General features: G+C 66.2%; 14 protein-coding genes. 5 read left to right on the forward strand and 9 right to left on the reverse strand.

What is annotated here, in order from left to right; translation table 11 throughout:
- Position 1: 1 nt before the first annotated feature.
- Genes RHOSA_RS0117550 through RHOSA_RS0117560 form a run of 3 tightly spaced genes read right to left on the reverse strand, consistent with a single transcriptional unit; the run spans position 2 to position 3,095 of the window.
- Positions 2 to 955 carry a hypothetical protein gene (locus RHOSA_RS0117550; protein ID WP_051432279.1) on the reverse strand — a complete coding sequence of 318 codons (954 nt, stop codon included), beginning with the start codon at positions 953 to 955 and terminating at the stop codon, positions 2 to 4.
- A gap of 11 nt (positions 956 to 966) precedes the next feature.
- On the reverse strand, positions 967 to 1,926 hold the full coding sequence (locus RHOSA_RS24470) for a diacylglycerol/lipid kinase family protein (RefSeq protein WP_027289705.1): 960 nt from the start codon (positions 1,924 to 1,926) through the stop codon (positions 967 to 969).
- Positions 1,923 to 3,095: a CDP-alcohol phosphatidyltransferase family protein gene (locus tag RHOSA_RS0117560; protein ID WP_027289706.1), complete on the reverse strand. Its 1,173-nt coding sequence runs from the start codon at positions 3,093 to 3,095 to the stop codon at positions 1,923 to 1,925. Before RHOSA_RS0117560 ends, RHOSA_RS24470 begins: the two co-directional genes overlap by 4 nt.
- Before the next feature lie 34 nt (positions 3,096 to 3,129).
- Here RHOSA_RS0117560 and RHOSA_RS23350 point away from each other — a divergent pair, with 34 nt between their 5' ends.
- Together RHOSA_RS23350 and RHOSA_RS0117570 are read left to right on the forward strand one after the other, a co-directional pair.
- Positions 3,130 to 4,011, forward strand: coding sequence for a metallophosphoesterase family protein (locus RHOSA_RS23350; protein ID WP_051432281.1), 882 nt, complete (start codon positions 3,130 to 3,132; stop codon positions 4,009 to 4,011).
- A gap of 144 nt (positions 4,012 to 4,155) precedes the next feature.
- Positions 4,156 to 4,911: a phosphocholine cytidylyltransferase family protein gene (locus RHOSA_RS0117570; protein WP_027289707.1), complete on the forward strand. Its 756-nt coding sequence runs from the start codon at positions 4,156 to 4,158 to the stop codon at positions 4,909 to 4,911.
- On the opposite strand, the gene RHOSA_RS0117575 is transcribed toward RHOSA_RS0117570, so the two are convergent.
- The 6 genes from RHOSA_RS0117575 to RHOSA_RS0117600 all read right to left on the reverse strand — a co-directional run bounded on the left by RHOSA_RS0117575 (position 4,890) and on the right by RHOSA_RS0117600 (position 10,393).
- Positions 4,890 to 5,717, reverse strand: coding sequence for an NTP transferase domain-containing protein (locus tag RHOSA_RS0117575; protein WP_051432283.1), 828 nt, complete (start codon positions 5,715 to 5,717; stop codon positions 4,890 to 4,892). The genes RHOSA_RS0117570 and RHOSA_RS0117575 overlap by 22 nt on opposite strands.
- Positions 5,714 to 6,856: a GNAT family N-acetyltransferase gene (locus RHOSA_RS0117580; protein WP_027289709.1), complete on the reverse strand. Its 1,143-nt coding sequence runs from the start codon at positions 6,854 to 6,856 to the stop codon at positions 5,714 to 5,716. The genes RHOSA_RS0117575 and RHOSA_RS0117580 overlap by 4 nt, the downstream gene beginning before the upstream one ends.
- Before the next feature lie 4 nt (positions 6,857 to 6,860).
- On the reverse strand, positions 6,861 to 7,937 hold the full coding sequence (locus tag RHOSA_RS0117585; protein WP_027289710.1) for an LptF/LptG family permease: 1,077 nt from the start codon (positions 7,935 to 7,937) through the stop codon (positions 6,861 to 6,863).
- A 2-nt stretch (positions 7,938 to 7,939) separates the two neighbouring features.
- A complete protein-coding gene (locus RHOSA_RS0117590) occupies positions 7,940 to 9,085 on the reverse strand; it encodes an LptF/LptG family permease (protein ID WP_027289711.1) in 1,146 nt (381 codons plus the stop codon).
- 35 nt (positions 9,086 to 9,120) lie between these two features.
- Complete coding sequence (locus RHOSA_RS0117595; RefSeq protein WP_027289712.1) at positions 9,121 to 9,555, reverse strand: HIT family protein; 435 nt, start codon at positions 9,553 to 9,555, stop codon at positions 9,121 to 9,123.
- A gap of 145 nt (positions 9,556 to 9,700) precedes the next feature.
- Positions 9,701 to 10,393: a DUF6134 family protein gene (locus RHOSA_RS0117600; RefSeq protein ID WP_156092808.1), complete on the reverse strand. Its 693-nt coding sequence runs from the start codon at positions 10,391 to 10,393 to the stop codon at positions 9,701 to 9,703.
- 176 nt (positions 10,394 to 10,569) lie between these two features.
- On the opposite strand from RHOSA_RS0117600, the gene RHOSA_RS23355 reads away from it, so the two are divergent.
- From RHOSA_RS23355 to RHOSA_RS23360, 3 genes are all read left to right on the forward strand, one after another.
- Entirely contained in the window at positions 10,570 to 11,664 is a 1,095-nt protein-coding gene (locus RHOSA_RS23355) for a mitochondrial fission ELM1 family protein (RefSeq protein WP_051432284.1), read from the forward strand.
- A gap of 203 nt (positions 11,665 to 11,867) precedes the next feature.
- Positions 11,868 to 12,638 (forward strand): SAM-dependent methyltransferase, encoded by a 771-nt coding sequence (locus tag RHOSA_RS0117610; RefSeq protein ID WP_169816649.1) that lies wholly within the window; start codon positions 11,868 to 11,870, stop codon positions 12,636 to 12,638.
- Positions 12,639 to 12,713: 75 nt separating this feature from the next.
- On the forward strand, positions 12,714 to 13,859 hold the full coding sequence (locus tag RHOSA_RS23360) for a glycosyltransferase family 4 protein (RefSeq protein WP_081728815.1): 1,146 nt from the start codon (positions 12,714 to 12,716) through the stop codon (positions 13,857 to 13,859).
- The last annotated feature ends 94 nt before the right edge of the window (positions 13,860 to 13,953 follow it).

Consider the following 13,953-nt stretch of genomic DNA (forward strand, 5'->3'; position numbering starts at 1 on the left):
CTCAACGCAGCCCGCCGGCCCGGTAGATACGCCACAAAAGCGGCCAGCCGCCGATCAGCGGGTGCCGGCGCTGGAAAGGCGTTGGCCGAACCGCTACGCCGCTGTGCCGCTCGATCTTGGCGCATACGTAATCCACACCGCCGTCGAAGGTAAACGTGGCCTTGATCGCCCGGGCGAGCGACAGCACTTTGCCCGCCGGTCGGGCGACTTGGCTCGCCAGCTGGGCGCGCCCGCGCTGCCAGCGTGTCAGATGCACCCGCACGCGGCCATCATCGCTCAGGGACGCATGCGGCGAGAGGCAGCGGATAGCCGTTGGCGTGCGGGCCGTCAGCGCGGTACCCCCCGCCGCCACGATCGCCCGGGCCCGTGCCGGCGCCTCGCTGCGCAGCTCCCGGGCGTAGGTCTCGGTTAGGCCGGCCTGCCAGAGATCGTGCGGGGTCGTGCGGTCGGGCAAAATGCCTAGAAGCTTGCGGTGAAAGCTCACGGTAGCAGCCGTCAGGGCGTCGAGGATCGCCGACCGGGTCGCCTCGTCGCGGGCGTATATCAGCCGGCACGGCTGGGCGAACCGGGCCCAGATGGAAGGGGTCGCCGACCGCCCAGCGGTCCCACGCGCAAACTGCGTCCAAGTGACCACGGCCACCTTCGCTCCGACGAGTGTCCCGTCTTTGCATACGGTGGTTTCAAGATAGATCACGTTGGGCGGCAGGAGCCGATTAAGGCCGGCCAGTACCGGACCGAAACCGGTCGCGGATGGGGTGTCGACAAGCAGATACAGGTCGATCAAGTCGGCGTGACGCGGCGCCCACAGACTGCTACCGTAGAACAGTACCCCTACCACCTGCTCGCGCCGGCACCGCGCCAGCAGGGCGTCGACCGCCGCGCGAACCTGGGCGTCGACGGCGGTCTCCGCAGCTTCAACCACGAGGGCGCGCAAATCGGTCCACCCCTCGGACATGATCGTAGGCCTCACGCCACGACGAAGCGGAGCGAGCTGTCCGACTGCACCGTAAGGGTGGCGTCGGCCGGACCGTCGAGCGGCTCCCCGTCTAGCACCCAGTCTTCGGTCGCGCTCAGCGCGACCGATCGGCAGCGGCATGCCGCGAACGGTTTCGACTCGATGGCCGTAAAGGACGGCCAAGGGCGCCATAGCGCGGACGGCGCACGCCGCCAGAGGCCTGGGACGTGGGCGTTGATCACCGCCACGCCGACGCCATCGCCGGGCGATACCGGGCGTAAACCGAGCAGCAGCCGTTCAAGGCTGGTGACAATCACGGCGATGCGGGGTGCGGTCGCGCCCGGACTGTCGTTGCAGACGATCCGCACGTCGGCCGGTCGGAGGAGGGGCGTGGTTTTGAGCCCACCACACGCCAGGCGCCAAAGGCTCCAGATCAGGGCGAGCGACCACGCGAGTGGGCCAGCAATGCCGCGGGCATACAGACCGCGCCGCGCGGCTGCCGTTACCCGCGGGATCCCCACGCCGCCGAGGAAGAACCCGTAGGACGGCGGCGCGCCCGCGCTCCGCACCAGAAGCGGACGCCGCGTAACTATTGGCAGCTGGCCGTCGGTCGTGTCCCAGTGTTTGAGCAGGCGTGCAAGAGCGGCCGCGGGCGCGCCTGGGCAGCCGGCATCGCGGGCGATCATGTTGGTGCTGCCGCCGGACAAAACCGCAAGAATCGGCTCGCGAGTGAAAGGCTTGTGCCGGCGCAGCGCGGTCACGACTGCGACCACCGTGCCGTCGCCGCCGTCGATCGCGAGCACGCGAGTGTTCCGCGCCGCGAGGGTGCGCAGCGCGTTGGGAAGTTCCCGTAGCCTCGCCGGTTGTAGATGGTCGATCCCGCGGGCGCGGGTGAGCGCCTCGAGCTCGCGGCGAGCGCGCGTGCGGTTGTTGCCGCTGGCCGGGTTGGACAAGACCGCGATATCGCTCATACTGGTGCCTTGAGCCAAGATGCGACTGGCTGTCCACGGGTGTTCGCCCGCTCCGCTTGCACGGTCCGGAGGAGATGGATGACAGCGGAGGCCAGGATCCATGCGGTCGTGGCCAGGATTCCTAGATCTGGGCGGCCGGCGAGCCAGGCCAGTGTCAGCAGCACGAGGCACGGGTTACGGCGGGCGGTGATTTGTCGGAACCCGGAATCGAACCGTGTCCAGACGAACAACTCAAAGCCGAACCGACGGGTGAAATACCCTTCCGGCAGCCGGCCCAAGACGTAGCCAACGAAAATCGCCGCCACGGTCCAATCGAGCCACGGCTGTGGCAGCGCGTGACCGGTCTCCACCAGCCCGTAAGCCCAGGCCGCGTACCACAGCGGCGGGTGCACAAGATCAATGCCATGGTCGAACAGGTTACCGAACTTCGATGACGACAGGGTAACGCGTGCCAGCTTGCCGTCAACGGTATCGAGGAAGGTCATCAACCAAGCTGCGAGCAACCCCCAACCGTAAGCACTCGTAGCGAACGCCCACAGCGCGGCCAACACCAGTACCGCGCTCAAAAGCGTGACCGCGTTCGGGGTCACGCCCAGGCGGACGCAGCCGCGTGTCGCCCACATCGCCGGTACCGGCCAGACGTGTTTGGTGACGGCGTCCGTTATACCCTTGTAGGCAGCCATGTACACACGCCGCTCCACCGCGCGCTGTGTGGCGCGATCAACTTGCAGGCAGTAGGGGGGCTCGCGCTTACGCAGCTTCCCGCGGTAGGCGTCCCCGGCGTGCTCCGGCGCGCACGGAGTGGTACCGTCCGGTGGCAGGCCTTCGCCTGTCAGCCATGCTCGCGCTTGCTCGGTCTGGCGGGCGGGGACGTGAACGGCCAGGCGCACCGTGCCGTTGTCGGTCGGGCGCTCCAGGCGCGTTCCCGGCTGGTTCAGCAGGGCCGACAGGAGAGGCGTGTCGTACACGACGTCGCCGCGCAGCAGCAGGACGCGCTTGGTCCGGGGGTACGATCCACGTGCCGCCCACGACACGTCCGCCACGCTGAGGCCCTTGAACTGGCGGTGAATCCGCTGTTCCGGTTCGAGCCCCCAAACCTTGACCGGCTCTTCGGACCTCACGACATAAACCGTTACGGCGGAGTTGTTAGGCTCGGTGGTATGTGTCACCAATGAAAATCCCGCCTTGCTTCCGGACATCTGAATGTCGCCGAACGCCCCGATGAGGCTTTTCGCACACATTTCCGATTTGCACCTACCGCCGCTGCCAGCGATCCGGCCGCGCGAATTCACGGGCAAGCGTCTGCTGGGATACGTGGTCTGGCACCGACGGCGCAAGTATGAACATCGCGTCGAGGTGTTAGACGCTTTGCTCCACGAGCTGGCCTGTCAGGCGCCCGATCATGTCGTAATCACCGGCGATCTAACCAACCTCGGCTTGGCCGCGGAGTTTGAGGGCGTTGCGCGCTGGCTCAGACGTCTCGGGCCCACGAGGGCCGTCACCCTGATTCCGGGTAACCACGATGCCTACGTCCAAGCGAGCGAAGAGGCGATGCGATTGGCGTTGCGGCCCTGGCTGCTGGACGACGACGGGGCGGCCGAGTTTCCGCTCCTGCAAGTCCGTGGCGGGGTCGCTTTCATCGGGGTTTCGACGGCGATACCAACGGGCATCGGGCAGGCCCATGGCCGGGTTGGATGCGAGCAGATGTCGCGACTGGCGGCGATTCTCCGCACCGCTTTGGCTCGCGGACTCACACGCGTGGTGGCTTTGCACCATCCACCCCAGTGGGGCGCCGAAAACTGGCGCCGGGGCTTGGACGATGCTTCGGCCTTGCGCGCGATAATCGCCAAGGAGGGCGCGGACTTGGTTCTGCACGGCCATGCCCATGGGCCCCGTCAAGCCGACCTGCCGGGCCCGCACGCGCCTGTCCCGGTTTACGGGGTGGCTTCCGCGTCGTTGCTGAAAAACAGGACGCACCAGACTGGGCACTACCGCCTTTTCCGGCACCGCGCTGGTGGCCACTTCGCCGTCGAGGAGCGATGCTTCGATCCAGCGATCGGGACGTTCACTGCAGCCCGGGTATAAGCCTTGGGTATAAGCCTGCAGCCGCGCGCTTCGAGGCGGCGGCGCTCGCGACGGTGTGAGCCGACAACTGTTTGACATTCACCGACCCGGTATTTACCGAATTCTCCTTAGCGGTCAGCGCCGCCATGGGTCAACGGGGTTTTCATGAAAGCGATCATCCTGAGCGCTGGACAGGGTAAGCGGTGTCTCCCATTGACGAGCGAGACGCCCAAGTGTCTATTGCCGGTCGATCTTGATCACACCATTCTGACGTGGCAAATCTCGGTGCTCACGGCTGCGGGCATTACTGAATGCGTTGTCGTGTCGGGCTTCGAAGCCGGTCGTATTGATGAAGAACTAGCCCGGAAGCGTCTGTCGTCAGCGCGCACGATCTACAATCCCTTCTACGATGTCTCGGACAACCTAGCATCGGTCTGGTGCGCCCTTCCGGAAGCCACGGAGGATTTTCTGCTGATCAACGGCGATACCCTGTTCGCACCGGCCACCGTGCGCCGGTTGTTGGCCTCTCATGCAACGATCACCGTCACGATTTCGCAGAAAGCGCGCTACGATGCCGACGACATGAAGGTGCGAGTGTCCGATGAGTTGGTATGCCAAATCGGCAAGCACCTCAACCCGACCTGTGCGGACGGCGAGGCGATTGGTATGACCCTGTTTCGCGGCTCCGGCCGCGACTGCTTTGCCGAGACCGTGTATCGAAGCTTGCGCCGGCCCGGCGGCCGTGATTTGTGGTACCCAGCCGCGTTAGACGAACTAGCGCGCGGGGACGGGCTGACCGTATCGCATTGTAGTACGGACGCGTGGTGCGAGGTTGATGTGCCAAGCGACCTACAACAGGCCCGCCAGGCCGTGCAGCGTTGGCGCAGCACGGGGGCGCCTCACCTGGCCGCCGTGTCGTGAGCGCCCGGGCCCTGTCGCGCGATCCGGCGGACGAGCGCGAGGTCAGCTGGCGTATCGACATCGATCGCCGCTTCGGGCTGTTCCAGCAAAACCGGCGCAACTCGGCAGCCGATCTGTGCGGAAAGCCGCTCCAGCGCCTGCGCAAGGGTCCAACGGCGCAGAAGATAACCAACCAGGCTCGCCGGGCCGAGTCGCGCGGCGATACGATGCGGGGCCTTACGGCTCTGTTCCAGCTCGCGCCAGAAGGTCACGGCGCGCGACCCGGCCGGGCGCATCATGGCGTAAAGGTTACATCCGCTGTACACTCCGTCGCGCATCCGTAGCCTGCTGCAGCGCACTTCCGGGTAGCGTTGCGCCAGGATCTGAACCTGGTTCATGGCAACTGCGAAGTCACAGGCAGCCCGCTGTGCGCCGACCAAGACGTCGTCTACCATGGCGGCCGTTAGCAGCGGATGGTCTGCGGTGACGATCAGCAGCGGCCGGTCACCGGGTGCTACGGCGGCGCCGTCGAGTGCGCTGGCCGCGCGCGAGGGTCCCGGTTCGCGTAAGCTCACCGACCCCGCGCGAATGTGCGCGGGCAATTCCGTGAGGTGGGCCGTCGTCACGGCGTCTCGGCTCAGACTCAGCGTGACGTGGGTGATCCGATCGCTGGCGAGGAGGGCCGCAACCACCCGCTCGACCATTGCGGTGCCGGCCACTCGCGCGAATGGCTTGGCCGCGACCGAGTCGGCCTGGGCCACGGGATGGGTCCGATCGACGCCGCCTGCGAGCACGAGCGCGTGCGCTCTTGCACCGTCGTTCGTCATCTCAATGCCTTGCGATAGAGCCGGTAACGTTTGTCCTCCTCAGCCCTCAACAGCTCGAGTAAGCGGATCATCGGTTCGTTGTCCTCCAGAATCCACGACAGTTCGAACTCGGCCATGTTTAGGCCGCGGGCGGCCTCATGGAGGCGTTGCATCATCAGTGCGCTCAGCCCGGCGGCAAGGTTGCCGCCTTGGTAACGCCGTCGCACGCCCATAAGCATAACCCTGCCGTGTTCCGGTGGGCGGAACTTAATCCGCCACAGCAGCCACGCCCAACCGAACGGCAGCAGCCGGCCGCGCAACTCGCGCAGAACTATGTAGAGGTCAGGCACGGCGACGATCATTGCCACCGGCTCGCCGTCGTATTCCGAGATACGGACCAACTCCGGGCGGATAATCGGTTTCAGGCTTCGGGTCATGTGGCGGACTTCCGCCTCTGTCATCTGGACAAAGCCCCAATTACCGGACCAGGCATCGTTGAACACGTTGGCGACCCGACGCATCTCCGCATTGAGGTCGCGCATATCGAGTTGCCGTTCCCGAACGCGCGGGTCAGCGGCGGCGCTACGGGCGACGAGCGCGGCTCTTGCGGGAAAGCTCTGATTAACGTTCGCCCGGTACGCGAGCAGGTCCTTGGCCTTGATGTAGCCGGCCTTCTCTAGGGCCTTGGCGTACCATGCAGGGCCGTAGTTCATTAGCACCCTTGGCGGGCGGTCGTGCCCCACCACGAGAAGCCCAGTCTCATCGTTGCTGGACAGGCTGTACGGGCCCTCCGACAGCGCTGCGCCCTCGTCCAGGAGCCAGGCTTCCGCCGCCTCCAGGAGCGCGTGCAGAACCTCTTGGTCGGCGGCCTCAACCAGGCCGAAATGGCCGATCGGCGTACCGAGATCCGGTTGCGCAAGCCAGTCGATCTGCGCGCTTATCCGGCCCACCGGCCGTCGGTTCCGGCATGCGAGGAAGAATCGTGCGCGGGCGTGCTCGAAATAGGGGTTGGCTGTGCCGAAATGCTGGCGCCGCTCGAATTGCAGCGGCGGAACCCAGTTCGGATCGTTGTGATAAAGCGCGAAGGGGACGCGAACGAACGCGCGCAGGTCTCGCCGGCTGTCGACCGGTCGCACCGCGATCTCTTCAGGTTCCGTCATTGCCTCAGCTTTCCGCCATAATCAGCGACCAAAACGCTAGGGCGGCGAACATGACTGCCGGGGCCCAGGCCGCGAAGGCGGGCGGCAGCACGGCAGTCTCACCCAGCGGGATCAGCAACCGTTCCAAGCCGAAGTAAAGCGCGCCCGCGGCCAGGGTTGCCAGCCCCAGTAGCACGAGTTGCCGCCGGCGCGCATGCTGATATGCCATGTGTGCCGGAAGCAGCGCCATCACCAAGCACGAGACAGGTTGAGCCAATTTGCGGTGCGTCCAAAACCGGTAATACCGGGGTGTGCGTTCGCTGTAGCCTGCGTCCTTGCGCAAGGACCATGCTTCGCCGAACGACAGTTCCTCGGGGCCCTGGCCAAAATTGCCGAAACGACTGGGATCCCACCGGAACGCAGGGATAGGTGTTTCTTGCGCAGGACCGCTGTCGCGCGCAGCGACCAGTCGCTCGACCCCGTCCAAGCGCCAGCGCCCGTCGACAAATCGGGCTTTTTGCGCTTTGAAGAACGCCTCGAGCCCGCCGGCGGGATCGCGCTGGATAACAACCACGTCGTGCAGCCTTTGTCCGTCAGCTGATGCCAGTCCGATGTGCACGATGGCGCTGTCCGCGGCCAGCCAGAGCCCCTGCTCCTCCGAGCGCGCGCCTGGAGGCAGCCCGGCGTAACCGCGCGCCTGCCAGGTCGCCAGCCTGCCGGCGGTCTCGACCGCGACCAGGTTGGCGAACAGGAAGTGCGCGCCAGCAACCAGCGCGGCGCCTATCAGAAGGATCCCGGTGATCTGCGTACCGGAAACACCGGCGGCACGCGCGACCACGAGCTCTTGGGAGGCGACTAGCGCGATCAGGGTCAGAAGCGCGCCGATCAGCACGGCGAGAGGAACCAGCAGGACCACCAGCGTGGGCAGCCTGAGACTGGCATAGGCAATCAAGCCAAGCCCGATGGGCGCGCCGCCGTCCAGCACGGCGTGGATGTGCGCAAGTGTGTCGAAAACCGTCAGCACAAGACCCAGTGCGGCGAGGGCGAGAGCGAAGCGCGCAAAGAACGTGACCAGAAGGTAGCGGGCAAAGGTCAACGGCATCGTCAGGCGGCCTTTGAAACGGACGCGTGGCGGCGGCGCAGGGGCCCGAGGTTGCCAGCTTGAGCGATCCGCAGAAGACCCGCCGCTAGAAGCGCAAACGCAGCCACGACCCCCCATTGGCCGCCCCACGGTGGCAGCGTCCCGGACGCGACCAGTCCTTCCGCGAGCGCCAGCAGCTTCTGATAGAGGACCAGCACGCCAATCCCCACGGCGAAGCGCGTCAAGCGGCTGACACGCCCGGCGCGCAGGACCGGTATTGGTGCGGCCAGAACCGCGAGCAGCGGGATCGACACTGCCGACACCAAGCGTTTGTTCAGTTCCGCAACACGGACCTCCTGGCTGAGATCGCCGCCGGCTGCCGGGGTGTCGGAAAGCAGTTCCGGTACTGTAAGTTCGCGCTCGTCCTTGCCGCGCGGACCGCGCGAGGTGGTCCCCTGGACCGGTAGCGGCCAGATGTAGTGCTCGAAGTCGACTTTCTCCACGCCGCTGGCACCTCCTCGGTCGCGGATCAGGGTGCCTTGAGCCATCCGTACAACCAGCCGTTCGGTTTCGCGATCGGTGCTAAGCGTTCCTGCCTTGGCCAGCACGTAGGTACGTCCGTCGCCCGGCCGATCGCGGGCGGCGAAGACCCGCTCAAAATTTTGCCCGCGAGGACCGACTGCCCCCGCCCGCAGCACCGTGCCGTCGCCAATGTCGTAGAACACCCCGGGCAGGATCCGCATCGGCAAACGGGAAGCCATCACGTCGCGCAACGTGTCTCGGTAGGCGTACCGGCCGTAAGGTTGCAGGAAGGCCGTGTTAACGGCCATCAATGCCGCCAACAGCAGAGCCGCGACCACCAGCGGGCGTAGCAGGCGGGTCAGCGGTATGCCGGCGGCATGCATCACCGACAACTCGCTGTCGTGGCGCATTTGGTGGAGAGAAGTCAGGACGGCCAGGAACGCGGCTGCCGGCACGGCCAGCCCGAGGTAGTGGGGAAGCAGCGCGACGATCATGTCGAGCGCGCGCCCAACTGACGCACCTCGATCGGTTACCGTTCGGGTGATCTCGAGCAGACGCTCCAAGGTGAGGGCCAGAAGCATCACGGCCAGCATGACCGTGAAGTGGAAGGCCGCACGACGCAGCAGGTACCGAGATAGAACCGTCATCGGAGTGCGGATGGGGGCGTGGACGTCCCCATCGCTTAGTCTGGCCAAGCCGCAACGAGCCGGGCGTGCAGCCTGTCCGTCGTCACGGCGGGCAGCTCGACGCTGTGTGCCAAGTCAGGCGGACCGGGCCAGCCCGGGTCCGAACAGCTGATCTCGTCGAAAACGCGCGTTTGCGCGTAGCGCGGCAACACATGGTAGTGCACATGGGGATCCTTCATCATCAACATCAGGTAGTTGATTTTGTCGTACGCCAGGGCATCCGTTAGGGCCCGCTCGATCGCCCGGACCACCGTTGCAGCCTCGGCGAACGCCGCGTCAGGAAGCTGGGCGAACGCGGTCGCCTCCGCCTTGGCGATCAGGACGAGCGCACCGAGCGTCGCCTGCCGCGGGCGCCGTTGAACCGTCCAGTGCGTATAGTCCGCGATCACTGTATCCGGGTAGCCAAATTCGGTCATCGTCCCGTGAGCCATGCTCCCACCCCCTTTTGACGCCCCTGTCGTAAGATACGCTGCTGTCCAAGATAGCTCGTCTGCTAGATTGGGAACTTAAAGACCGCGCCTCAACCGCCCAGCGACACCGCCCACCGCGAGAGACGGGTCCGCAGCAGAGTCCACGTCAAGTGAAATCCGCTGCTGGCTGCATCACGATCCGGGAGCCGTCGTCGTGCTGGAATGCAACCCGGAGCAGTAGCCCCCGGTCATCGTACCAGACGTCCCGCTGCACCTCGCCGCCCAGGCGGTAGTGCCGGGCCGTCTGACGTGTGTCGCCGATCCGGACGGCTTCGCGCCCGATGTCCTGCGTGGCGTTGGTTTTCATCCAGCCGTCCTCGACCTCCAGAAGCTGTGGTGCCTGTGGGGTCCGGGGGTGCCAGAGCGTCGTCGTGAGGGGGCTTTCCGGGAACGTTCTGCGTTCACCCTTATGGTTCTCCAGCACCAGCGGACCGTCGCCGTCGCGTACGCCCGCCAGGCTTTTCTCTTTGCCGTTCTTGCGGGTTTGACTGTCGAGACCAATCAGGGTGTCGCCTCGCCAGCGTTCGACAGAGGTATGGCGGTAGCTGTATAAAGGGACGGAGAACAGTGTGACCACAAGATCAATCTCGGTGGTTACCGCCAGAATGTCGCCGTTCTGGCGTAGCGTACGAATGTGTGCGCCGATCGGGCGGCCTTCGCGCAGAACCGTATATCGGTACCGGCCAACGGGAGGCTCGACCGCAGCCCGTGCGTGGACATTCCCCAGGACTGCCAGGCATGCCCCGACCGCGCCGATACGGAGGGCAAAACCGCGTCGCGTGAAACCGCGTCGTGCCAAGGTAATCACTAACCTGCCGATGGTTGCTGGAACGGGTGGCCAGGATTTCAAGATTGTATCTGAACCGGTATACTTAACCATGCCCCAACGCAATTGTTATCGGTGCGTGAGTGCACCTTGACCGCATGCGCACGCCAGCCCGCGGTCCCCGCTCCAGTGCTCGGGAGATGGCCCCAGTGAGCACTGTCGACCCGACGCGGCGCTCCGATAGCCGCGAAGATTTACCGGTCTGGGCGCTGCTCGGCCCCAAGGCAGGCGACAACGAGCAGGTCATCGCGCTGGCGGAGGCGCTGGAGCGGCCGTACCGAATCGTTCGGCTCCGCTACACGGGCGCCTACCGTCTGCCCAACCGGCTGCTCGGCGCGACATTGCACAGTCTTGCGGCAGCCGATCCGGACTTGACGCCTCCCTGGCCGAAGCTTGTCTTGGCGGCCGGCCGGCGAAGCGTGCCGGTCGCCCGTTGGATTCAGCGCGTCGCGGGCCACCGTGTCCGACTGGTGCAGATCGGGCGGCCGCGTGCGCCGCTTGGCTGGTTTGATTTGGTGCTGGCGCCGCCGCAATATCATCTGCCCGCGCGCAGAAATCTGGTCCGTCTGCCCCTGCCCCTCGTAAGAGCGCAGCGCGCGGACGACCCGCATCCAGCGTGGACGGCGCGGATCGCAGATCTTCCCGCGCCGCGTGCCGCCGTCCTGATCGGCGGCGACGCCCGCGCCCGCGATCTAACACGCGCGACCGTCTGGAAAACCCTGGATGCCGCCGCCGAACGCGTCGGCCACGGCGGGTCGCTGATGGTCACTACCAGTCCACGCACGGAGGAGGGGCGTCTGCCGGATCTGCAAACCTCCTGCGCAACGTTGGTCTACCGCTGGCATGCGCAGAGCGGCCGCGACAATCCGATGGATGCGTTCCTCGATAAGGCCGACCGGATTGTCGTCACGGGGGACAGCGTGTCGATGCTGGCCCGAGCGGTGGCAACTGGGAAGCCGGTCACCGTCGTGCCGGTGCCCCGGCGCGCACCGTACAGCTCGCGTGCCGGCGCTGGGCTAGACCTCTTGCGGCTGTGGCAACGCGGCCTGGCCAACGCGCCGCTGCTGACGCCGCCGCCGGACCCGGATGCGGTGTTCGAGGCGCTCGTCGCCGACGGCCGGGCCGCGTGGACAGAAGGGCTTCTGGACCTGCCCGGCCGGCCAGGGGTGAACAGCGCGCTCATCGCCCCCGTGTGCGCTCGAATACTCAGCCTGATCGACGGGAACGGCGCCGGCGGCGCGTAACCCCGCCGGGCGCCCGGTTACCTTGAGCTTGTTCGTCATGTGGCCATAATGGCTCCGCCGCGATCCTCGACGAGCGTGTCCCCACCAGACTGCACTGGAGGTATCAGGCGCACCGCCAGGGCATGATGCACCCTGCCAGTACGCACCCCCGGATACGTCGGCATCATCACCGTCTGAGACCCTGCAAGGAGTCGCGTCGACCGATGCGAAGCCCCCAAGACCAACGCCAAGCCGAAGCTTACGCCTTCCCTTACCATCATCTGCCTGCCCTGACCCCAGTGCCCACGATCTCTAGGTACTGGAGCTTTGCGCCCTCCTACGTTGCCGGTCTCTGGATCGTCACCGACTGGATGGACCGAAACCTGAGCTCAAACCCGAACGCGCGAGCATGGCGGCACGTGGATATCGGTTGCGGCGACGGTGCGCTTCTGCGCCACCTCAGCCGTCGCGTGCCAGCGGACCGGCTGAACCTCACCGGTGTCGATACCGACCGTCGGGCCATCGCCTGGGCACGGATGTTCAACGACGCATCTGTCGATATCGTCTGCGACGCTCACACGAATATGGAACCGGGGCACTTCGACTCGGCCAGCTTGGTGGAGGTCCTCGAGCACGTGCCGCCGGAATGCGTGCCGGCGTTCGTGAGCGGGGCGGCGCGGCTGTTGCGGAACGGCGGTCGGTTGATGGTTACCGTACCAAGCGTCGCAAAACCCACCGAAGCCAAGCACTACCAGCACTTCTCTCGGGGCGGTTTGCTTGCGGCGCTCGCCGACGATTTCGATGTCGACGCCGTGGCCGGATTTGAGAATCGGCTCTGGCCTGCACGGGTGCTGCGTAAGTTGGTCTGGCGAAAGCGCTTCCGACTCGACTGGCCACCAACCACCCACCTGCTGGTCTCCGCCATGGCGCGACGACGTTCGAACACGGAGTGTTGCGGGCGCATTCTGGCCGAAGCGACACGGCGGTCGGCTTGAGCGCGGTGCTCGTCTAACCCCCGCTGGCCTGCTGACGCGCGCCCTAGATCGTGGACCGACACAGACGTTTCCCTCATGGATATTCGCTACTTCGCCGGCTCAACTATCCCGTCGCCAGCCGCCAACACTGTGCACGTCGTGCACATGAGCCAGGCGTTAGGCGCGCGCGGCCATGCCGTAACCCTGTATGCCCGGCGCGGCCCGGGAGGGCGCGCCGGACTGGCCGATTACCTTGATGCCCCGGCCAGATTCCGACTGCGTTTTCTGGGCGATCACCGAGTTCCTCGACTGCGCAAGCCGCTGGAGGCCACCGCCGCTCACTGGCTGGCCCGCAGCCTGGTCCGAGGCGGAGGGCGGGTCGTCTACGGTCGCCACCTCGCCATGCTGCTGCGGCTGGCGACACGAGGGCATCCGGTGGTCGCGGAAGTTCACCGCCCCCCAGATCGCACCGCGAAAGATGAAGCCAAGTTCGCACGCTTGCTGGCGGCGCCAGGGTTTCGGGGGCTGGTGGCGATCTCGGCTGAGCTGGCGCGCGAGATCGAAGGGCGTTTCCCGAGGCTGGCGCGCGGACGGGTCCACGTCATCCATGACGCCGCACCACAGCCGCCGGCGGTCAAACTAGACTATACCACACGTGATCCGGTTCGTGTGCTGTACGCTGGCAGCCTGCATCCTGGAAAGGGCGCCGACGCCCTGGTGCGCGCGGCGTGCGCTCTTCCGGAGCTGGAGGTCCATTTGTACGGCGGCTATCCCGACCAGATCGCGGCGCTGGCCGCGCACGCACCGGCCAACGTGATCTTTTATGGACACCGACCGCACCGACAGATCGTCGCCGGTCTCGCGGACTTCGACATCGCCGCCGCACCGTACGCCGCGACGGTCATGGGCGAAGCCGCCTACCGACGGGGAACCGGCCAAGCAGACGACATTGCCGCATGGATGTCGCCGCTGAAGCTGTTCGAGTATATGAGTGCTGGGCTACCCATCGTCACGGCTGACCTGGCGGTCCTACGCGAGGTGCTGGTCGACGGCGAAACGGCGGACCTCGTCGCGCCGGGCGACGATGCGGCCCTGGTGCGTGCCCTACGGCGACTTGCCGCGGATCCGCGGCGGCGCCGGCGGTTGGGAATCGCGGCACATTCTCGTTTCCAAGCACGGCATTCCTGGGACGCCCGCGCTGCCGTACTGGAGGCGCTCTTGGTGGACACGGTTAGCATGTGAGAGGGCCTGCCCGAGGTCAGCGCCGACGAAAGGGAGTTGGCCCCGGAGACTGGCCGACGAGACGCGGTCCCACGATGCCTTCGGTCGCCGGGCC

This window comes from Rhodovibrio salinarum DSM 9154 (genome assembly GCF_000515255.1).
Lineage (GTDB): Bacteria > Pseudomonadota > Alphaproteobacteria > Kiloniellales > Rhodovibrionaceae > Rhodovibrio > Rhodovibrio salinarum.